We start from the raw sequence: 19,557 nt of genomic DNA, 5'->3' as shown, positions 1-19,557 counted from the left end.
CCCCAACGCGAAACGCGCGGCAATAGATGTCGGTCATCCGAGGCTGACCGGCAACTCGGCCAGACCGCTGACCAGGACCCTCCGCCACGCCAGCTCCTCGACCGGCCGGGCCGCCCGCAGGCCCGGGAACCGGCGCAACAGCACCAGCAGCGCCTCTTGGAGCTCGATGCGCGCCAACTGCGCGCCGAGGCAGAAGTGCGGGCCGGCCCCGAGCGCCAAGTGCTGGTTGGGGGTGCGCGCGAGGTCCAGCGAGTCCGGCTCGGCGAACGCGCGCGGGTCGCGGTTGGCCGAGCCGATGGACGCCATCACGCCCTCGCCCGCCCGCACGACCACGCCGGCGACCCGCACGTCCTCCAGCGCGACCCGCAGCTGCCCGACCTCGCTGAGCCGGGTGAACCTCATCAGCTCCTCGACCGCGCTCGGCACCAGGTCCGGGTCGGCCACCAGCCGTGCCCACCGCGCCGGCTCGCGCAGCAGGGTGGCGACGAAGCCGGTGATCTGGTTGGCCGACGTCTCGTGCCCCGCGACCAGCAGGTTCAACGCGAACGCGGTCAGCTCGTCGTGCGCCAGCGGCGTCGCGCACAGCTCGTCGAGCAGGTCGTCGGACCGCGGCTCCCGCCGCTTCGCCGCGACCAGGTCGCCCATGTAGCCCAGCAGGCTCGCCATCGCCGCCTCGACCCGCGGCTGGTCGGCCATCTCCAGGCTGTACGCGAGCTCGGTCCACTCGCGGAACCGCTCCCGGTCGGCGTACGGCACGCCGAGCAGCGTGCAGATGACCTGGATCGGCAACGGCAGCGCGTACACCCGCCGCAGGTCGGCGCCGTCCACCACGTCGTCGGCGAGCCGTTCGCACAGCTCGCGCACCCACGGCCGGGTCCGCGAGATCGTCCGGTGCGAGAACGCGCCGGACACGAGCTTGCGCAGCCGGGTGTGCTCGGGCGGGTCGGTGGTCGGCAGGGTGCCGGGCAGCGGCCGGGACACGCCGACCCGGGGCGCGCCCGCCGCGACCACGCCGGCCCGGGAGAACCGCGGGTCGGCCAGCACCAGCTTCACGTCGTCGTAGCGGGTCACCAGCCACACCTCGGCGCCCGCGAGCGTGCGGACCCGGACCGCGGGCGACTCGTCGCGCAGCCTCGCCCACGTGGGGGAGGGGTCGAAGGCGAAGGCGTCGGCGAAGGGTATGTCGAGGACGTCGTCCGTCATGACCCCGACGCTAGGAGCCGAGGGGACGCGGTGCCGGCGCCATTCGGTGAGCTTCCGCGACCTCCGTCACGTCCGGGCGTCCCACCACCGAAAACTCCCTCGCGTTCGGCGACCTCGCGGGTGACCATTCCAGACATGTACGACATCCGTCCCGCCGCCCAGGACGACCTGGACGCCGTCCTCTCGCTCGTCCTGCGGTTGCAGGCCGACGACGCGCACCACATCGGCTACCTCGGCGAGACGCTCGGCGACATCTCGGCGGAGCTGGCCGAGTTCGAGCCGGGCTGGGCCGCGTGCACCGTGGTCGCCACCGACGACTCGGGGTGGGTGGTCGGCGCGCTCAGCGTCGAGGTCGACCCCGAGTCCCACCGCGCCTACCTGCACGGACCGTTCGTCGACGTGCCGGTCAACCACCCGGCGGGCAGCCGGATCTGGGACCAGACCGCCGACGCGCTCTACGCGGCGGCACTGCCGCTGCTCGACGGCGTCGCGGACCGCGAGCTGCTCGGCCACACCGGGCACCGGCGGCTGGCCGCGTTCGCCGAACGGCACCGCTTCGCCGCCGCCCGGGCGTGCGGGATACACGTCCTCGACGGCGACGGCCTGCGAGGCCTGCTGCTGCGCGAGGCGAGCTGCCCGCGCACCGGACCGGCCCGCGAGATGCGGGTCCTGCCGACCGACCCGGCCGTGCACGAGGCGGTGGCCGTGCTGCACGAGCGGTGCTTCCCCAAGACCTACCTGACCGGCCGCAAGCTCGTGGACCCGGCCCGGCGGCACACCGTGGTGGTGGCCATGGACGGCGACCGAGTCCTCGGGTACGCCTCGGGCAAGGCCGAGCCGAGCGAGTTCTACCTGGACTTCGTGGCCGTGGAACCGGACGTGCGCGGGCAGGGCGTCGGCGCGGCGCTGGTCACCGAGCTGGTCTGGAAGCTGGCCGAGAAGTCCGGGGCACGGCCGCAGGCCGCCGCCGCGATACTGGCCGGCAACCGCTCCTCCCAGCGGCTCTTCGACCGCCTCGGCTTCCGCCTCCACCTCGAACTCGTCGCCTATCGCGCCACCGCCGCCGCCTGAACCGCGCCGCCCGAAACTCCCGCTACCCGGAACTGCCGCTACCCGAGCCCGCTACGACGTCTTGGCCGACAGCACGTCGTCCTGGACGCCCGGCGGCTGGTAGCCCTTGTGCCGCAACGACATCAGACCACCCGCGACCAGCGTCACCAGCACGCCGAGCACCGTGTACCAGGGGTAGGCCAGCGACACGATCTTCTGCGCGGGCGCCGCCGGCGAGAAGTCGATCACCAGCTTCGCCTCGGGCCCGACGAACTTCACGCCCAGGATCACGAACGCCATCACGACCACCGTGACCACGAACGCCACGATCGCGTCGAGCTCCTTGGCCTTGCGGAACACCAGGCCGAGCAGGAACGCGCCGAGCAGCGCGCCGTAGGTGAACCCGGCGATCGACAGACCCTGCTCCACGATCGGGTTGCCGCGCCGCGTCAGCGTGGCGAACAGACCGGCGCACACGATCAGCAGGCCGGCCCAGACCACCGTCCAGATCCGACCCTGCTTGAACACCTCGGCCTCGCTCATCGGCCGCCGCACCACGCGCTGCACGATGTCCGTCACGGTCGAGGAGGCCAGCGCGCCCAACGACGACGACAGCGCCGCCGCCAGGATGCCCGCGATCACGAACCCGGACAGCCCCGACGGCATGTCGTTGACGATGAAGTTGGCGAACAGCTCGTCGTTGTTGTTGAGCCCGAGGTCCTTGACCGGGTTGGCCGCCTTGTAGAACGCCCACAGCATCACGCCGATGAACAGGAACAGCGCGAACTGGAGGAACACCACGACACCGCTGGCGATCAGCGCCTTCTGCGCCGAGCGAACGTCCTTGGTGGCCATCAGCCGCTGCACGATGAGCTGGTCGGCGCCGTGCGAGGCCATGGACAGCACCGCGCCGCCGATGAACGCGACGACGATCGCGTACGGCGAGGTGAACGCGCTGGCGTCGAAGTCGAGGACCTGGAACTTGCCCGCGTCGGCGGCACTGGCGAACCACCCGTCGGGCAGCTTGCCGTTCAGCACCAGGATCACCGCGAACGCGCCGACGACGTACCAGAGCATCTGGATCGCGTCGACCCACACCACGGCCCGCACGCCGCCGAGGAAGCTGTAGACGACCATCGCGACGCCGAGCGCCGCCACGATCACCCAGTACGACACGTCCACGCCGTACGCGACGAGCACGACCTTGATCGGGATGGCGGTGGCGAACAGCCGCAGGCCGTCCGCCAGCAGCCGGGTGACGAGGAACGTCAGCGACGCCGTGCTCTGGATGTTGCGCCCGAACCGCTTGCCCAGGAAGCCGTACGCGGTGATCAGCTCGCCGGCGATGTACTTGGGCAGCAGCACGAACGACACCACGATCCGGCCGATCAGGTAGCCGACGGCCAGCGACAGGAACGTCATCGTGCCCAGGTAGGCGACCGTCGGCACGCTCAGCACGGTCAGCGTGGACGTCTCCGCCGACACCACCGACACGCACACGACCCACCACGAGATGCGGCGCTCGCTGACGAAGTAGTCGGTGGCGGAGCGCTGGCGCCCGGCGATCCACACGCCCAGCAGCGGCATGCCCACCAGGAACAGCACGATGATGCCGACATCAACTGCGCGCACGGTCTCCTCCATCTTCCTGGACCTGCGGGCTCGACGGCCGCTCGCGGCGGCGGATCGTCAACCCCGACACGGCGGTGATCACGGGCTCGGGCAGGCGCAGCGGGTAGCGGCCGGGGGTGATCGACCCCAGCGGGCGCGGGCCGGCGGCGCCGGTGGCGGACGGCACGTTCGCGGGCAGGCCGTGCCAGGTCAGGAAGCCGAGCAAGGCGGCGAGGTAGGCCTCCTTGGCCGCGGCGGGCAGTCCCAGTTCGTCGCTCGTGCGCAGGTCCACGCGCCGTCCCAGCGACTCGACCAGCACGGGGTTGCGCATCCCGCCGCCGGAGCCGATGACCGTGCCCTCGCACTCGGCGGCGATCGTGCGCGCGGTGAGCTCGGTCAACGTGGCCAGCAGGTCCTCGGCGGGCATGGTGAGGCCCTCGGTGACGCGGTCGAGGTAGGACCGGTCGAAGTGCTCCTTGCCCGTCGACTTGGGCGCGGGGAGGGCGTAGTGCGGGTCGGCCAGCAGGCGGTCGAGCAGTTCGGCGTGGACGTGGCCGCGGCCGGCGAACTCGCCGTCGGTGTCCTGGTTGCGCAAGCCGCCGGACAGCACGGTCATCGCGGCGTCCATGAGCGCGTTGCCCGGTCCGGTGTCGTAGGCGATCACACCTTCGGGCGAAACCCTGGTGACGTTGGCGATGCCGCCGATGTTCAGCGCGGTGGCCGGTCGGCCGAAGTCGGCCAGCCACAGCGCGTCCAAGGTGCTCGCCAGCGGCGCGCCGTGACCGCCCGCGGCGACGTCGCGGACCCGCAGGTCGGCCACCACCGGCAGGCCGGTGGCTTCGGCTATCCACGCGGGCTGGCCGAGCTGGAGCGTGCCCAGGCAGCGGCCGTCCTCGACCCAGTGGTGCGCGGTCTGGCCCAGCGACGACACGAGGTCGCCCTGGTACCGGGCGGCGACCTCGGCGAACGCCTGGCCGAGCCGGGTGTCGAGCACGCACAGGTCGGCGGCGCTGGTCGGCGGCCTGCGCAGGTCCTCCGGGAAGGGGTGCTCGGCGTGCTCGACCGGGGTCAGCACGACCGTGCGGCCGTCCAGGGACAGGTCGGCGACGGCCACGTCGATGGCGTCCATCGAGGTGCCCGAAATGAGCCCGATCACCCTCACGCCCTGTGGTCTATTCCACACTGCACGCTTGCGCAAGAGTGTTCGTTGGAAAGTTGCCTGAAATCAACCTGGTTCGTCGATCGTCAACATACGGTGGCGTGCGAGGATTGCGCCGTGTCCACCACGTCCCTGATCTGGATCATCGTCGTCGTCGCGGTACTCCTCGCGGTCGCCCTCGTGACGGGCGTCGTGCTGGCGCGGCGCCGGCGGATCAGCCTCACCGAGCCCGAGCAGGACAAGCCGGCCAAGGGCGGTTACCGGGCCGGTGGCGCCATCACGTTCAACGAGCCCGCGCCACCCCCGGTGGCCGAGCCGACCAGACCGGCCGAGCCCGTGGAGCGCTCCGGGGCGTCGCCGGCCCCCGTTCCCGCCGAGCGGGTCGAGCCGGTAGAGCCGGTAGAGCACCCCGTCGCGGATCGGACCGAGGTCGACGGGCAGCCGGGGGTCGGTGACGACGCGGCGGTGCCGCGCGACTCGGTCAAGCGCGGGTTCGTCGAGGTCGACCTGCCCGAGCAGGCCTCCGAGATCGAGGAGATCGAGCCGACCTCCGGCCGGTTGGAGCGGTTGCGCGGACGGCTGTCGAGGTCGCGGTCGACGTTCGGGCAGGGCCTGCTGGGGCTGCTCGGCGCGGGCGACCTGGACGAGGACTCGTGGACGGACATCGAGGACACGCTGCTGATGGCCGACCTCGGTGCGGCGATCACGGACCAGATCGTCACGGCGCTGCGCGAGCAGATCGTGGCGCGTGGCGTGCGCACGTCCGAGGACGCGCGGGCGTTGCTGCGGGACGTGCTGGTCGACGCCCTGCACCCGGAGATGCGCCGCGCGGTGAACGCGTTGCCGCACGCCGACGGCGCGTCCGGGCCGAAGCCCGCCGTGGTGCTGGTGGTCGGCGTGAACGGCGTCGGCAAGACCACGACGACGGGCAAGCTGGCCCGGGTGCTGGTGGCCGACGGCCGCACCGTGCTGCTGGGCGCGGCGGACACCTTCCGCGCGGCGGCGGCCGACCAGCTGGAGACGTGGGGTTCGCGCGTCGGCGCGTCGACCATCCGCGGTGCCGAGGGCGCGGACCCGGCCTCGGTGGCGTTCGAGGCGGTGAAGCAGGGCGTCGAAGCCGGTGTGGACACCGTGCTGATCGACACGGCGGGCCGGCTGCACACCAAGACCGGCCTGATGGACGAGCTGGGCAAGGTCAAGCGCGTGGTGGAGAAGCAGGCGGAGGTGGACGAGGTGCTCCTCGTGCTCGACGCCACCACCGGCCAGAACGGCCTGACCCAGGCGCGGGTGTTCGCCGAGGTGGTCGACGTGACCGGCATCGTGCTGACCAAGCTGGACGGCACCGCCAAGGGCGGCATCGTGTTCCAGGTCCAGCGCGAGCTGGGCGTGCCCGTCAAGCTGGTGGGCCTCGGCGAGGGCGCCGACCACTTGGCCCCCTTCGAGCCGACCGCCTTCGTCGACGCCCTCCTCACCTGACCCGCGAGAGTCCTACGTTGGCGGCGCGAGAGTCCTACGTTCACGCACCCCGAATTCAACACTCACGACGAGCGGCAAGTGGCTGAGCGTTGAATTCAGGTGTCCTGAACGTAGGACTCTCGCGTCCTGAACGTAGGACTCTCGCGGGGGTCAGGGGTGGGAGTGGGTGGAGAGGCGGGTGGCGGTGGTCAGGACCTCGGGGATGATCCGGGTCAGCGAGTCCTTGGTGAGGCGGCTGTCGGGGCCCGAGACGGAGACGGCGGCGAGGGTCGGGGCGCCGTGCAGCGGAACGGCGACGCAGCGCACGCCCAGCTCCTGCTCGCTCTCGTCCAGCGCGTAGCCCTGCTCGGCGATCCGGTCCAGGGACGCCAGCAGCTCGTCGGCGTCGGTGATGGTGTTCGGCGTGTACGCGGGCAGGCCGGTGCGGGCCAGCAGGGCGCGCACCTCGTCACGCGGCAGCTGCGACAGCATCGCCTTGCCCACCCCCGTGCCGTGCGGCAGCAGCCGACGACCCACCTCGGTGAACATCCGCATCGAGTGCCGTGACGGCACCTGCGCCACGTACACCACCTCGTCACCGTCCAGCACGGCCAGGTTCGCGGTCTCCTCGACCTTGTCCACCAACTGCGCCAGCAACGGCCGCGCCCACGTGCCGAACTGCCGCGACGCGCTCTCGCCGAGCCGGATCAGCCGGGACCCGAGCGTGTAGCGGCGGTTGCTGTTCTGCCGCACGTACCCCAGCGTGACGAGGGTGCGGATCAACCGGTGGATGGTCGGCAGCGGCAGGCCGGAGGTGACGGCCAACTCGGACAGGCTCGCCTCACCGCCCGCGTCGGCCAGGCGTTCGAGCAGGTCGAAGGCGCGTTGGAGCGACTGGACGCCGCCCGTGGACTCTCGTGCCACCGACACCACTCCTTCGTTGCCGTTCCGCGTGGTGAAAACTATAGTCCGCGAAGTAGAAACCGACTCGGAACGAGGTGGGCTTCCATGTCCGGTGTTCGCGTCCTGGGTGCCGAAGTGGAGCGCGGGGACGAGATCCTCACGCCGGACGCGCTGGAGTTCGTGGCCGAGCTGCACCGCGCGTTCGCGCTAGAGCACGCCGCCCTGATGCGCCGCCGCGCGGACCGCCGCCCGCTCGGGTTCCTGCCGGAGACGCAGGTGATCCGCGACGGTGACTGGCGGGTCGCCGAAGCGCCGGCACCGCTGCGCGACCGGCGGGTGGAGATCACCGGCCCGACCGAGCGCAAGATGACCGTCAACGCGCTGAACTCCGGCGCGAAGGTGTGGCTGGCCGACCTGGAGGACGCCAACACGCCGCACTGGCACAACGTGGTCTCCGGCCAGGTCAACCTCTACGACGCGGCTCGCGGCACGATCGAGCACACCTCGCCGGAGGGGAAGCGCTACACCCTGCGCGACGACGTGGCCCGGCCGACGATCGTGGTCCGGCCGCGCGGCTGGCACCTGCCCGAGCGGCACGTCGAGGTCGACGGCAGGCCCGCCATCGGCGCGCTGGTCGACTTCGGCCTGCACTTCTTCCACAACGCCGAGCTCGGCCGGCCCTACTACTACCTGCCGAAGATGGAGAGCCACCTCGAAGCCCGGCTCTGGAACGACGTCTTCACCGCCGCCCAGCGACGGCTCGGCGTCCCGCACGGCACGGTCCGCGCGACCGTGCTGATCGAGACGATCCCCGCCGCGTTCGAGATGGACGAGATCCTCTACGAGCTGCGCGAGCACGCGTCGGGCCTGAACGCGGGCCGCTGGGACTACCTGTTCAGCGTCATCAAGTACTTCCGCGACGCCGGCCGGGACTTCGTGCTGCCGGACCGCAACAGCATCACGATGACCGTGCCGTTCATGCGCGCCTACACCGAACTGCTGGTGCGCACGTGCCACAAGCGCGGCGCGTTCGCGATGGGCGGCATGGCGGCGTTCATCCCGAACCGGCGCGACCCGGAGGTCACCCGGCAAGCGCTGGCGAAGGTGCGTGACGACAAGCGCCGCGAGGCGGGCGACGGCTTCGACGGCTCGTGGGTGGCGCACCCCGACCTCGTGCCGGTGTGCGCGGAGATCTTCGACCAGAAGTTCGGGGACGAGCCCAACCAGCTCGACGAGCTGCGGCCCGAGGTGTCCGTCACCGCCGAGCAGCTGCTCGACTTCAAGTCCGCCGGCGGCGGCGCGACCCGCGCGGGCGTGACGTCCGCCGTGGACGTCGGCGTGCGGTACCTGATGTCCTGGCTCGGCGGCAACGGCGCGGCGGCCATCCACAACCTGATGGAGGACGCCGCCACCGCCGAGATCTCCCGCTCGCAGCTGTGGCAGTGGGTGCACAACGACGTGGTGCTGGACGACGGCACGCCGGTCACCGCCGACCTCGTGCGCGGCGCGCTGGCCGAGGCGAAGGAGGCCATCGAGGGCGAGCACCTCGACCTGGCCGTGGAGCTGTTCGAGCAGGTCGCGCTGTCCGACGAGTTCGTGGACTTCCTGACCCTGCCGGCCTACGAGCGGATCGGCTGACGTGCCGCGGACGTCGTTGTCGGCCGACGCGGTGCGCGCGATCACCGCCCGGCTGTCCGATGTGGAGCTGCGCGCGCCGGCGGGCCGCCAGCCCGTGCACACCTGCTACGTGCCCGCCGACCGGGTGAGCCCGTCCACGCTCGGCGACTGGGGTGCGCAAGCGCTTGCGGCGTTGGCGGAGCACGCGCCGGACGGCCTGGCCGACGTGCTCGACCTCGCGCCGGACGTGGCGGAGGCCGTGCACGGGCGCGTGCGGGCGAAGCTGGTCGACGAGCCGGTGGAGGACCTGCGGATCGACTTCGAGGACGGCTACGGCGCCCGTTCCGACGCGGAGGAGGACGCGGACGCCGAACGCACCGCGCTCGTGGTGCGGGACTGGCTGCGGGACGGCACGGCGCCGTCGCGGTTCGGCCTGCGGATGAAGTCCTTCGACACGAGGGCGCTGCGCGAGCGCGGCATCCGGACGCTGGACGTCTTCCTCACCGCGCTGGGCGAGGCCCCCGAGGGTTTCGTGATCACGTTCCCGAAGGTCACCTCCGTCGCGCAGGTGGAGGTGCTCGGGGACGTCCTCGACCTGTTCGGGCTGCCGCTGCGGTTCGAGATCCAGGTCGAGACGACCCGGTCGATCGTGGACGCCGAGGGCAGGCTGGCCCTGCCCCGGTTCATCGAGGCGGGCCGCGGCCGGGTCACCGGGCTGCACTTCGGCACGTACGACTACACGGCCGGTTGCGGCTTGGGCGCGGCGCACCAGCACCTGGCGCACGGGGCGTGCGACTTCGCGCGCAACGTCATGCAGGTGTCCGCGGCCGGCACCGGGGTCGCGCTGTCCGACGGCTCCACCAACGTGCTGCCGGTCGGCGACGACGTGCACGAGGGCTGGCGCACGCACTACCGGCTGGTGCGGCGTTCGCTGGCGCACGGCTTCTACCAGGGCTGGGACCTGCACCCGGCGCAACTGGTGACCAGGTACGCGGCCGTGCACTCGTTCTACCTCGAAGGCGTGGACGCCGACGCCCGGCGGCTCAGGGCGTACGTGGCACGGGCCGGCGGCTCGGTGCTGGACGAGCCCGCGACCGCACAGGCGCTGTCCACGTCGTTCATCCGCGCCCTGGACTGCGGTGCCCTGGACGAGGACGAAATCCGCCGTGCGACGGGACTCACCGTGACCGAATTGCAGGCTCTAGCCAGAAGAGAGTGATCACAGTATCGCTGGATGGGGTGATCCTCGAACCAGCGAAAAGCCGGATCACGCGATACCGGCCAGGGTGTGTCCATGACCATGCGGGCCGGGTTGTGGACCGGGCTGCCGGACCTGGAGCGGGCGGAGTTCCGTTACCAGGTGGTGGCGTGCGCGGCGGACGTGGACGTGCTCATCGCCGCCTTGGCGCGGCCCGAGTGCAATGACGGGATGCTGGAGCACTTCGGCCGGGCGCCCGACGCGGAGGGGGAGAGCGACCACAACCTGGTGCTCGCCGTCCGCGGCGGGTGGGGCTACCTCAACTACGTGGACGACGAGTTCACCGGCTGGCCGAAGGGCGAGCCCGACGCGCCGTACGTGGACGAGACCTACACCGACTTCCCGCCGGGCGTGGGCGTGCCGCTGACGACGTACCGGGAGGTCCTGCTGGAGTTCATGTCCACCGCGCGCCGGCCGACCGCCGTGGACTGGTACGAGGAGGCCGACCTGTTCCACGCCTGGCGGCTGCAACGCATGGCGCTGCACGAGAAGTGACGGCGTCGAGCGGTGGCGGCGACGGGAAGTGGCCGCTCAGAAGGCGGGCAGGGTGTGCCAGGCGGCCCCGGCGTCCTCGGCGTCGTCACGCAGCACGGAGCCCTCGATCAGCCCGTACGGCCGGTCGGCGGCGTAGAACACCTCGTTGTCGTTCACCAGCCCGAACGGCGACAGGTCCACCGCGAAGTGGTGCTTGTTCGGCATCGACAGCCGCACCTCCGCCACCTCGGGCCGGGCCCGCAGCACCGCCTCGCCCATCGCGTACAGGGTCTGCTGCAACGACAGGCTGTGCTTGGTCGCGAACGTCGTCAGCAGCAGCCGCCGGATCTCGGCGAAGCTCGCCGCCCAGTCGACGTCCTCGCCCTGGTAGCGCCACCGCGCCGTGACCGACGTGGCCAGGACGCGGTCGTCGGTCTCGGGCAACGTCGTGTACTCGTCGCGCGGGAAGCCGTGGAACTCCGAACCGGTCGACTTGAGCACCACGACGTCCCGCACGCCCGACACCACCCACGCGCGTCCGCCCTCGACGGTCACGGCGGTCGTGCGCTTCTCGTCGCTGCCTCGCACGAACGAGTGATCGTTGCCCTCGATGCGCTCCCACGCGTGCTCGTCGACCAGCACGCGGGCGCCGGTGATCGCCTCCTGCGACGAGACGAAGTGCCGCCCCAGCCGCAGCGCGAAGTCCTCGATCTCGCCGACCGGCGCCTGCTTGGCGAAGGCGTAGACGGTGTTCTTCTGCGTGTCGGTCGCCAGCACCTTCGAGTTGTCGCCGGTCAGGTGGGTGTCCGCCAGGTCGCCGCGCAGGGAGGTGCCGACCGTGAGGTCCCTGATCGTGTGCACGGCGCCGTCGCGGGTCACCGTGACGAGGCGGTTCTCCGCTTTCCCGTACTGGTTGGGCCCCAGGACGATGGCCATCGGTCAGCTCCCTCGGTAGGTGGTGAAGGCGAACGGGCTCAACAGGATCGGCACGTGCAGGTGCGCCGGGTCGCCGGTGACCCGGAACGCGACCGTGATCTCCGGGTAGAACGGCGTGTCGACGTCGAACGTCAGCCGGTGCACGCCGGGTGGGAGCTCCCGCGCGAACCGCAGCCGGCCGTCGTCGTCGGTGACGCCCTCGGCCAGCACCTCGCCGTCGCGCTCCAACCGGACCGGCACGCCGACGCGCGGCCGGCCCGCCTCGGCGTCGAGCACGTGGGTGGACAACGACGTCGTCTTCGGGCGCGTCATGCGGCCAGCACCTTCCCCAGCCGCAGCGCCGCGATCTTCGCCAGCTCCCGGCTCACCACCCGCAGCTCCACGTCCGGCGCGTTGCCCATGCGGGACGTGAGGTCGGTCAGGATCCGCTCACCGCTCAACCCGGTCGCGCACACCAGGTAGACGTGCCCGAACCGGTCCTCGTAGGCGGCGTTGGCGGCGAGCAGCCGGTCGGCGAGGGACGCGGTGACGCCGGACTGCTCGTCGGCCGACCACTTCGCGGACGCCCCGCCTCCCGCGGCCTTCTCCCCGATCCGGGGGTGGCTCCTGATGGCGGCGCGCACCTCGTCGTCCGTCAGGTCCGCGTGCCGGTCCGACGCGGCGAGCAGCGCGTCCACGTCGGCGTAAGGGCGGTCGGCGAGCAGCGCGTCGACCCAGCGCGGCACGGCGAGGCAGTCGGTGAGCAGGGGGCGGAGCTCGGCCGCCGGCGCGTAGTTGAACCCTTCCAGATCGGGCACGGAGGCTCCCTTTTCTGTATCGCGGAATCTTGCTTCCGCAAGGAGGGGACGCTACGAGCGCCCTCCGAGCGTGTCAACAGTCTCGCGCCGCCGTCGAGGACCTGCCCGGAAGACGCGACGCGGTGCCGGCGTCCGGGGGTCGACGCGGCCGGGTTCCGGTGGCCGCGGACCGAAGCCGCGCGTTTGGCTGGTCGCATCGCCGTCGACCGGCTGGGAGAGTGAGGCGCATGGACCTGGTGCTGCGCGCGGCCCGAGTGATCACACCGGACGGTGAACGCCGCGCGGACGTCGGCGTCGCGGACGGTCGGATCGTCGCGGTGGCCGACCGCCTGGACGCCGCGACGGTGGTGGCGCTCGCCGACGACGAAGTCCTCCTCCCCGGCCTGGTCGACACGCACGTGCACGTGAACGACCCGGGCCGCAGCGACTGGGAGGGCTTCGAGAGCGCGACCAGGGCGGCGGCGGCCGGTGGCGTCACCACGATCGTCGACATGCCGCTCAACAGCCTGCCGCCGACGACCACGGTGGCGGCCCTGCAAGTCAAGCGGGAGGCGGCGCGCGGCAAGGCGCACGTCGACGTCGGGTTCTGGGGCGGCATCGTGCCGACCAACCTGGACGACCTGGAGGAGTTGCACGACGCCGGCGTGTTCGGCTTCAAGTGCTTCCTGATCCACTCGGGCGTGGACGAGTTCCCGCACGTCACCGAGGACGAGCTGCGAGCGGCGCTGCTGCGGTTGCGCGCACGTGACGCCCTGACCATCGTGCACGCCGAGGACCCGGACGAGGTCACCGACCCCGGCCCCGGCTACCGCGACTTCCTCGACTCCCGGCCGCACCGGGCCGAGCAGCACGCCATCACCACCGTGGTCGACCTGGCCAACGAGACCCGGGCCAGGCTGCACGTGCTGCACCTGTCCAGCGGCGAGGCGGTGCGGCAGGTGCGGATCGCGAAGAGCCTCGGGCTGCGGTTGACCGCCGAGACGTGCCCGCACTACCTGACGTTCGTGGCGGAGGAGATCGGCGACACCGCCACGGAGTTCAAGTGCTGCCCGCCGATCCGTGACGCGGCCAACCGCGAGCAGCTCTGGCGCGCGTTGGGCGAGGACCTGATCGACCTCGTCGTCACGGACCACTCGCCGTGCACCCCGGAGCTGAAGCAGGGCGACTTCGCCACCGCGTGGGGCGGTGTCGCGAGCCTCCAGCTGGGCCTGTCCGCGGTGTGGACCCAGGCCAGGCAACGCGGGCACGCGCTGACCGACGTGGTCCGGTGGATGGCCGCGAACCCGGCCGACCTGGTCGGGCTGACCACCAAGGGCCGCATCGCGCCCGGCGCGGACGCCGACTTCTGCGTGTTCGCGCCGGACGACGCGTTCGTGGTGGACCGCGCCGCGCTGCGCCACCGCAACCCCGTCACGCCCTACCACGGCCGTCCGCTGGCGGGCGTGGTGCGGCAGACGTGGTTGCGCGGTCGCCCGATCGACGACCGGCCGCGCGGCCGGTTGCTCCAGCGCCCTCGGCCGAGCCGAGGACCGGACGGAGGAGACGCATGACCGGAGTCCCCGGCTGGACCCGACTGCCCGACCTGGCGGGCCGCGCGGTCGGCGGCAGCGTGGTGTGGGCCAACGACGAGTCCTTCGCCGAGCGCGAGAACCTGATCCGCAAGCCCGAGCCCGAGTACCGGACCTACACGTTCGGGCACAAGGGCCAGGTCTACGACGGGTGGGAGACGCGCCGCCGCCGGGAGGCCGGCGAGGACCGGGCGATCGTCCGGCTCGGCCTGCCGGGCGTGATCGAGGGCGTCGTGGTCGACACCGCGTTCTTCAAGGGCAACTACCCGCCGTTCGCGTCGGTCGAGGCGACCTCCGCCACCGGCTACCCGGCGCCCGACGAGCTGGCCGGCTGGGAGACCGTGGTGCCCGAGTCGCCGCTCGGAGGCGACCGCAAGCACTACTTCGAGGTGCCCGCGCACCGCCGCTACACGCACGTCCGGCTCACCATCCGCCCGGACGGCGGGGTGGCCAGGCTGCGCGTGCACGGCACGCCGGTGGTCGACCCCGACCTGATCGTGCCGGACGCGCTCGACCTGGCCGCGGTGGAGAACGGCGCGTCGATCACGGGGTGCAGCAACATGTTCTACGGCGACCCGGGCAACCTCATCGCGCCCGGCCAGGCCGCGGTCATGGGCGAGGGCTGGGAGACGGCGCGGCGGCGTGACGACGGCAACGACTGGGTCGAGGTCGAGCTGGCCGCGCCGGGCGTGATCCGGCTCGCGGAGCTGGACACGAGCCACTTCAAGGGCAACGCGCCGGGCTGGGCGTCGGTCCGGGCCCGCGACGCGCGCACCGGCGCGGAGTTCGACGTGCTGCCGCGCACCCGGCTCCAGCCCGACACCCGCCACCGCTTCCGCGTCGAGGACGCCGCCGAGGCCACCCACGCGCGGCTCGACATCTACCCGGACGGCGGGATGGCACGGCTGCGGCTGTTCGGCGGGTTGACCGCCGACGGTCTCAGGGTGCTCACCCAGCGCTACCAGGAGCTGCGCTGAAGAGCGCGGAAGTCGTCCCGGCCATCCCGGGCCGGTCGGCGTAGTCGCACGGGCCGTCCCGCCACCCGGTGGGGGCGGTCCCGGCCGGTCTGGCAGGCTCGGCCGCGACCACACCCGACCGGTGTCCGATGGCCGGTGACCCAGCGTCGTCAAGTCCCCCCACGGGATCACACGACCACCCCAAAGACGAGTTGTGCTCGCACGGTCCGTCACCGGAAATTCGGTGGCAACCGGGCCTCCTCGCGGGTGGAACTGCTCGCTTCAAGCCCGCGAAACCTGCCCGTAACACCAGGGCCGGGACAGTTCACCTGCCCGAAACCTGGGGCGCAACCGCGTGAAACAGGACCTGCCGATGCTCCCTGCAACCGACGTGCAGTGGAGGTCGACGTGGATACAGGGGACACCGCCTGGGTGCTCACCAGTGCCGCACTGGTGCTGTTGATGACGCCGGGACTTGCCTTTTTCTACGGGGGCATGGTCCGGTCGAAGAGTGTGCTCAACATGATGATGATGAGCCTGGGCGCAATCGCCGTGGTCGGTGTGCTCTGGGTGCTGGTCGGCTACTCGATGGCGTTCGGCACCGACGTCGGCGCCGGTCTGCTCGGTCAGCCGTTCGAGTTCTTCGGCCTCGACGGCCTGCTCGGCAAGGAGTCGTTGTCGGGGACCATCCCGACCACCGTCTTCGTCGCGTTCCAGGCGATGTTCGCCATCATCACGGTGGCGCTGATCTCGGGCGCGATCGCCGACCGGGCGCGCTTCGGGCCGTGGCTGCTGTTCGCCGGCCTGTGGGCCGTGCTCGTGTACTTCCCGGTCGCGCACTGGGTGTTCGACTTCGACGGCAAGGACGCTGACGGCAACGTCGTCGACGCGGGCGGCTGGATCGCGAACAAGCTGCTCGCCATCGACTTCGCGGGCGGCACGGCGGTCCACATCAACGCCGGTGCGGCGGGCCTCGCGCTGGCGATCGTCCTCGGCAAGCGCGTCGGTTGGCCGAAGGACCGGATGAAGCCGCACAGCCTGCCGCTGGTCGTGCTGGGCGCGGGTCTGCTGTGGTTCGGCTGGTTCGGCTTCAACGCGGGCTCCGCCCTCGGCGCGAACACCACCGCCGGCGTCACCTTCGTCAACACCCTCGTCGCCACCGCCGCCGCGATGCTCGGCTGGCTCCTCGTGGAACGCGTCCGCGACGGCAACGCCACCACGCTCGGCGCCGCGTCCGGCGTCGTCGCGGGCCTGGTCGCCATCACGCCGGCCTGCTCGGCGGTCACGCCGCTCGGCGCCATCGCGATCGGCGCGATCACCGGCGCCCTGTGCGCCCTGGCGGTCAGCCTCAAGTACCGCTTCGGCTTCGACGACTCGCTCGACGTGGTGGGCGTGCACCTGGTCGGTGGCCTGTCCGGCACCATCCTGATCGGCTTCTTCGCCAGCTCCGCCGCCCCGGCGGGTATCGACGGCCTCTTCTACGGTGGCGGTCTGGACCAGCTGTGGCGGCAGGTCGTCGGCGCGCTGGCCGTGCTCGCGTACTCGTTCGTGCTGAGCCTCGTGCTCGGCTACCTGGTCAAGATCACCGTCGGCTTCCGGGCCGACGAGGAGGCCGAGGTCGCCGGCATCGACGAGGCGGAGCACGCGGAGACCGCGTACGAGTTCGGCAGCGGCATCGGCGCCCGTGGTGGCAGCAAGCCCAGTGTCGCCGCCGGCGCCACTGCGGTCCTCGAGGGGAGCAACAAGTCATGAAGTTGGTCACCGCGATCATCAAGCCCTTCACCCTGGACGACGTGAAGGCGTCCCTGGAGCAGCTGGGCGTGCTGGGCATGACCGTCAGCGAGGTCCAGGGGTACGGCAGGCAGAAGGGCCACACCGAGGTCTACCGCGGCGCCGAGTACGCCGTGGACTTCGTGCCCAAGCTGCGCATCGAGGTCCTGATCGACGACGCCGCCGTGGAGAAGGTCCTCGACGCCGTCGTGGAGGCCGCGCGCACCGGCAAGATCGGTGACGGCAAGGTCTGGGTGACGCCCGTCGACACCGTCATCCGCGTCCGCACCGGGGAGCGCGGCTCGGATGCCCTATAGGGATCCGAAGTAGGAATGGGAGACGGCCGTATGGACAACGCCGAGGCGGCCGTCGTCACGGCTGACGACCTGGTGCGAGCACGCGATCGGCTGCTCGCGCCAGGTCGGCGCCGTTTGACGGGGGAGTCGCTGCGCGAGGCGCTGGTGGACCTGCACGAGTTCTGGCTCACCGCGCACGCCACGCAGTCGGGCGTCGGCGGACCGGGCGGCGGGGTCGCGCTGGTCGCCGTGGGGGGTCTGGGCAGGCGAGAGCTGGTGCCCTATTCCGATCTCGACCTGCTCCTGGTGCACAACGGGCACAAGGGCGTGGACGGGATCGCCGAGAAGCTCTGGTACCCGCTGTGGAACTCCGGCATCGGCCTGGACCACTCGGTGCGCACGGTCGGCGAGGCGCTGCGCGTCGCCGCCGGTGACCTGCGCACCGCGCTGGGGCTGCTGGACATCCGCCACATCGCGGGCGATCAGGAGATCAGCCAACGGCTGACCGACAGCGCCCGGCAGGCGTGGCGCACGGGGGTGCGCACGCGGCTGGACGAGATGGCCGAGTCGGCGGCTCGGCGCTGGGCGCGCAGCGGCGAGATCGCGCACCGCGTCGAGCCGGACCTCAAGCACGGCCGCGGCGGGCTGCGCGACGTGACGCTGCTGGACGCGTTGAGCGCGGCGCAGCTGACCGACCGGCCGTCCGCCGAGGTCAACGAGGCGCGCAAGCTGCTCCTGGACGTGCGCACCGAGCTGCGCCGGGTGGCGGGCAAGCCGCGGGACGTGCTCCGCGCGCAGGACGGCGACGAGGTCGCCACGGCGCTGGGCCTGCAAGACCGCTTCACGCTGGCCCGTTCGATGTCGTCCGCCGCCCGCACGATCGTCTACGCCGTGGACGTGGCCATGCGCACAGCGCGCGCTGCGGTGCCCAAGCGCGGACTGGGCGTGTTCGCCCGTTCCCCGCTCAGGCGCGCCCCGGCCAGGCGTCCGCTGGACGAGGGCGTCGTGCTGCACGGCTCCGAGGTGGCGCTGGCGCGTGACGCCGTGCCCAGCCGTGACCCGGCCCTGCTGCTCCGCGTCGCCACGGCCGCCGCGCGCAGCAAGCACCCGATCGCCGCCGGCACGCTGGCCAAGCTCGCCGACTCGGCCCCGGAGCTGCGCCAACCGTGGCCGACCGAGGCCCGCGAGGAGCTGCTGGCCCTGCTCGGCACCGGCGCCGGCCTGATCGACGTGGTCGAGGCGCTGGACCGCACCGGCCTGTGGGGCAGGCTCTTCCCCGAGTGGGGCGCGGTGCGCGACCTGCCGCCACGCGACGCCGCGCACACGTGGACCGTCGACCGCCACCTGGTGCAGGCCACCGCGCACGCGGCCCGCCTGGTGACCAGGGTGTCCCGGCCGGACCTGCTGCTGCTCGGCACGCTGGTGCACGACATCGGCAAGGGCAGGCAGGCCGACCACTCCGAGGTCGGCGCGGCGATCACCACGCAGATCGCCGAACGGCTCGGCCTGTGGCCGCAGGACGTGGTCACGCTCACCGCGCTGGTGCGCCACCACCTCCTGCTGCCGCACACGGCGACCCGCCGTGACGTGGAGGACGAGGCCACCGTGCGCCGCGTGGTGGACACCCTCGGCGGCGACCCGGTGCTGCTGGAACTGCTCTACGCGCTGGCCGAGGCCGACGCCGTGGCCACCGGGCCGGGCGTGTGGTCGGACTGGAAGGCCTCGCTGATCAGCGACCTGGTCGCGCGCTGCCGCACGGCGATGGCGGGCGACCCGCTGCCCAAGCCCGAGCCGTTGGACCAGCGCCAGCAGGACCTCGCGCGGGCAGTGCTGGACAGCGGCAGGCCGGACGTGCTGATCGACCCGGGCGGCCACTCCGCCACCGTCACGGTGGTCGCGCCCGACCGGCCGGGGTTGCTGTCCCGAGCGGCGGGCGTGCTCGCCCTCAACTCCCTCGAAGTGCACGCCGCGACCCTCCGCTCGCACGGTGACCCCTCTTCCGGCGCAGCCGCGGTCGACGTGTTCACCGTGTCGCCCAGGTTCGGCTCCCTGCCGGACGTGACCCTGCTGCGCGAACAGCTCACCAGGGCGCTGGACGGCTCCCTCGCGCTGGCCGACAAGCTCGCCGCGAAGGAACGCGACTACGGCGGCCCGCCGCAGGACCCGCCGCCGCCGAAGGTGCTCTGGTTCGACGACGAGTCGACCGGCGCGGTGGTGCTGGAACTGCGCGCGGCGGACCGGATCGGGCTGCTGCACCACGTCGCGGACGCGCTGGAGCAGTCCGGTGTGGACATCGTGTGGTCGAGGGTGTCCACATTGGGCTCCACGGTGGTGGACTCGTTCGCCATCACCGTGCCCGGCGGCATGGACGAGAGCGGTCGGCGCCGGATCGAGCGGGCCGTGCTGCTGGCCGCGCGCTGAGGTTGCGTAGGTCTACGCACAACCGACCGAGGGTGCTCACGCTGCCGGTGGACCCCCGTGCCGGGGGAAGCTTCTCCCCGTGG

The 19,557-nt window shown here is 72.0% G+C and carries 17 protein-coding genes; 10 read left to right on the top strand and 7 right to left on the bottom strand.

Translation table 11 applies throughout. From position 1 onward, the window contains the following. Nucleotides 1–33 precede the first annotated feature (33 nt). Nucleotides 34–1,203 carry a cytochrome P450 gene (locus ACQPYE_RS34020; RefSeq protein ID WP_498717193.1) on the bottom strand — a complete coding sequence of 390 codons (1,170 nt, stop codon included), beginning with the start codon at nt 1,201–1,203 and terminating at the stop codon, nt 34–36. 135 nt (nt 1,204–1,338) lie between these two features. Between ACQPYE_RS34020 and ACQPYE_RS34015 the strand changes: the two genes are divergently transcribed. Then, nucleotides 1,339–2,274: a GNAT family N-acetyltransferase gene (locus tag ACQPYE_RS34015; protein ID WP_498717192.1), complete on the top strand. Its 936-nt coding sequence runs from the start codon at nt 1,339–1,341 to the stop codon at nt 2,272–2,274. Between the two features lie 51 nt (nt 2,275–2,325). On the opposite strand, the gene ACQPYE_RS34010 is transcribed toward ACQPYE_RS34015, so the two are convergent. Further along, entirely contained in the window at nt 2,326–3,885 is a 1,560-nt protein-coding gene (locus ACQPYE_RS34010; RefSeq protein ID WP_498717191.1) for a sodium:solute symporter, read from the bottom strand. Continuing rightward, on the bottom strand, nt 3,872–5,026 hold the full coding sequence (locus tag ACQPYE_RS34005; RefSeq protein WP_498717190.1) for an anhydro-N-acetylmuramic acid kinase: 1,155 nt from the start codon (nt 5,024–5,026) through the stop codon (nt 3,872–3,874). The genes ACQPYE_RS34010 and ACQPYE_RS34005 overlap by 14 nt, the downstream gene beginning before the upstream one ends. 114 nt (nt 5,027–5,140) lie before the next feature. On the opposite strand from ACQPYE_RS34005, the gene ftsY reads away from it, so the two are divergent. Then, complete coding sequence (gene ftsY, locus ACQPYE_RS34000; RefSeq protein ID WP_498717189.1) at nt 5,141–6,499, top strand: signal recognition particle-docking protein FtsY; 1,359 nt, start codon at nt 5,141–5,143, stop codon at nt 6,497–6,499. Nucleotides 6,500–6,649: 150 nt separating this feature from the next. Here the strand turns inward: ftsY and ACQPYE_RS33995 are convergent, their stop codons facing one another. Then, on the bottom strand, nt 6,650–7,402 hold the full coding sequence (locus ACQPYE_RS33995) for an IclR family transcriptional regulator (RefSeq protein WP_498717188.1): 753 nt from the start codon (nt 7,400–7,402) through the stop codon (nt 6,650–6,652). An 84-nt stretch (nt 7,403–7,486) separates the two neighbouring features. On the opposite strand from ACQPYE_RS33995, the gene aceB reads away from it, so the two are divergent. The 3 genes from aceB to ACQPYE_RS33980 all read left to right on the top strand — a co-directional run bounded on the left by aceB (nt 7,487) and on the right by ACQPYE_RS33980 (nt 10,751). Beyond that, the gene (gene aceB / locus ACQPYE_RS33990; RefSeq protein ID WP_498717187.1) at nt 7,487–9,019 is read left to right on the top strand and encodes a malate synthase A; all 1,533 of its coding nucleotides are present in this window, start codon (nt 7,487–7,489) and stop codon (nt 9,017–9,019) included. Nucleotide 9,020: 1 nt separating this feature from the next. After that, nucleotides 9,021–10,217 (top strand): DUF6986 family protein, encoded by a 1,197-nt coding sequence (locus tag ACQPYE_RS33985; protein ID WP_498717186.1) that lies wholly within the window; start codon nt 9,021–9,023, stop codon nt 10,215–10,217. 75 nt (nt 10,218–10,292) lie between these two features. Next, nucleotides 10,293–10,751, top strand: coding sequence for an Imm1 family immunity protein (locus tag ACQPYE_RS33980; protein ID WP_498717185.1), 459 nt, complete (start codon nt 10,293–10,295; stop codon nt 10,749–10,751). A gap of 36 nt (nt 10,752–10,787) precedes the next feature. Here ACQPYE_RS33980 and pucL read toward each other — a convergent pair whose 3' ends face one another. Genes pucL through uraD form a run of 3 tightly spaced genes read right to left on the bottom strand, consistent with a single transcriptional unit; the run spans nt 10,788 to nt 12,463 of the window. Next, complete coding sequence (gene pucL / locus ACQPYE_RS33975; protein ID WP_498717184.1) at nt 10,788–11,666, bottom strand: factor-independent urate hydroxylase; 879 nt, start codon at nt 11,664–11,666, stop codon at nt 10,788–10,790. Nucleotides 11,667–11,669: 3 nt separating this feature from the next. Beyond that, the gene (locus ACQPYE_RS33970) at nt 11,670–11,978 is read right to left on the bottom strand and encodes a hydroxyisourate hydrolase (RefSeq protein WP_498717183.1); all 309 of its coding nucleotides are present in this window, start codon (nt 11,976–11,978) and stop codon (nt 11,670–11,672) included. Then, nucleotides 11,975–12,463: a 2-oxo-4-hydroxy-4-carboxy-5-ureidoimidazoline decarboxylase gene (uraD, locus tag ACQPYE_RS33965; RefSeq protein ID WP_498717182.1), complete on the bottom strand. Its 489-nt coding sequence runs from the start codon at nt 12,461–12,463 to the stop codon at nt 11,975–11,977. Before uraD ends, ACQPYE_RS33970 begins: the two co-directional genes overlap by 4 nt. 227 nt (nt 12,464–12,690) lie before the next feature. Here uraD and allB point away from each other — a divergent pair, with 227 nt between their 5' ends. The 5 genes from allB (at nt 12,691) to ACQPYE_RS33940 (ending at nt 19,474) form a co-directional block, all read left to right on the top strand. Continuing rightward, a complete protein-coding gene (allB, locus tag ACQPYE_RS33960) occupies nt 12,691–14,013 on the top strand; it encodes an allantoinase AllB (RefSeq protein WP_498717181.1) in 1,323 nt (440 codons plus the stop codon). Beyond that, complete coding sequence (alc, locus tag ACQPYE_RS33955) at nt 14,010–15,008, top strand: allantoicase (RefSeq protein WP_498717180.1); 999 nt, start codon at nt 14,010–14,012, stop codon at nt 15,006–15,008. Before allB ends, alc begins: the two co-directional genes overlap by 4 nt. Before the next feature lie 387 nt (nt 15,009–15,395). Continuing rightward, nucleotides 15,396–16,739 carry an ammonium transporter gene (locus ACQPYE_RS33950; RefSeq protein ID WP_498717179.1) on the top strand — a complete coding sequence of 448 codons (1,344 nt, stop codon included), beginning with the start codon at nt 15,396–15,398 and terminating at the stop codon, nt 16,737–16,739. Beyond that, on the top strand, nt 16,736–17,074 hold the full coding sequence (locus ACQPYE_RS33945) for a P-II family nitrogen regulator (protein ID WP_123745943.1): 339 nt from the start codon (nt 16,736–16,738) through the stop codon (nt 17,072–17,074). Before ACQPYE_RS33950 ends, ACQPYE_RS33945 begins: the two co-directional genes overlap by 4 nt. Before the next feature lie 30 nt (nt 17,075–17,104). Next, nucleotides 17,105–19,474 carry a [protein-PII] uridylyltransferase gene (locus ACQPYE_RS33940; protein ID WP_498717178.1) on the top strand — a complete coding sequence of 790 codons (2,370 nt, stop codon included), beginning with the start codon at nt 17,105–17,107 and terminating at the stop codon, nt 19,472–19,474. The last annotated feature ends 83 nt before the right edge of the window (nt 19,475–19,557 follow it).

This window comes from Actinosynnema sp. CA-299493, from assembly GCF_050946825.1.
In the GTDB taxonomy this organism is placed as follows: Bacteria; Actinomycetota; Actinomycetes; order Mycobacteriales; family Pseudonocardiaceae; genus Actinosynnema.
This window is presented reverse-complemented; position numbering and strand designations above follow the sequence as displayed.

Excerpts from the sequence above, each read along its gene's own strand:
- ACQPYE_RS34020 (WP_498717193.1), bottom strand. The coding sequence starts at position 1,203 with ATGACGGACGACGTCCTCGACATACCCTTCGCCGACGCCTTCGCCTTC.
- ACQPYE_RS34015 (WP_498717192.1), top strand. The coding sequence starts at position 1,339 with ATGTACGACATCCGTCCCGCCGCCCAGGACGACCTGGACGCCGTCCTC.
- aceB (WP_498717187.1), top strand. The coding sequence starts at position 7,487 with ATGTCCGGTGTTCGCGTCCTGGGTGCCGAAGTGGAGCGCGGGGACGAG.
- ACQPYE_RS33980 (WP_498717185.1), top strand. The coding sequence starts at position 10,293 with ATGACCATGCGGGCCGGGTTGTGGACCGGGCTGCCGGACCTGGAGCGG.
- pucL (WP_498717184.1), bottom strand. The coding sequence starts at position 11,666 with ATGGCCATCGTCCTGGGGCCCAACCAGTACGGGAAAGCGGAGAACCGC.
- ACQPYE_RS33970 (WP_498717183.1), bottom strand. The coding sequence starts at position 11,978 with ATGACGCGCCCGAAGACGACGTCGTTGTCCACCCACGTGCTCGACGCC.
- allB (WP_498717181.1), top strand. The coding sequence starts at position 12,691 with ATGGACCTGGTGCTGCGCGCGGCCCGAGTGATCACACCGGACGGTGAA.
- alc (WP_498717180.1), top strand. The coding sequence starts at position 14,010 with ATGACCGGAGTCCCCGGCTGGACCCGACTGCCCGACCTGGCGGGCCGC.
- ACQPYE_RS33945 (WP_123745943.1), top strand. The coding sequence starts at position 16,736 with ATGAAGTTGGTCACCGCGATCATCAAGCCCTTCACCCTGGACGACGTG.
- ACQPYE_RS33940 (WP_498717178.1), top strand. The coding sequence starts at position 17,105 with ATGGACAACGCCGAGGCGGCCGTCGTCACGGCTGACGACCTGGTGCGA.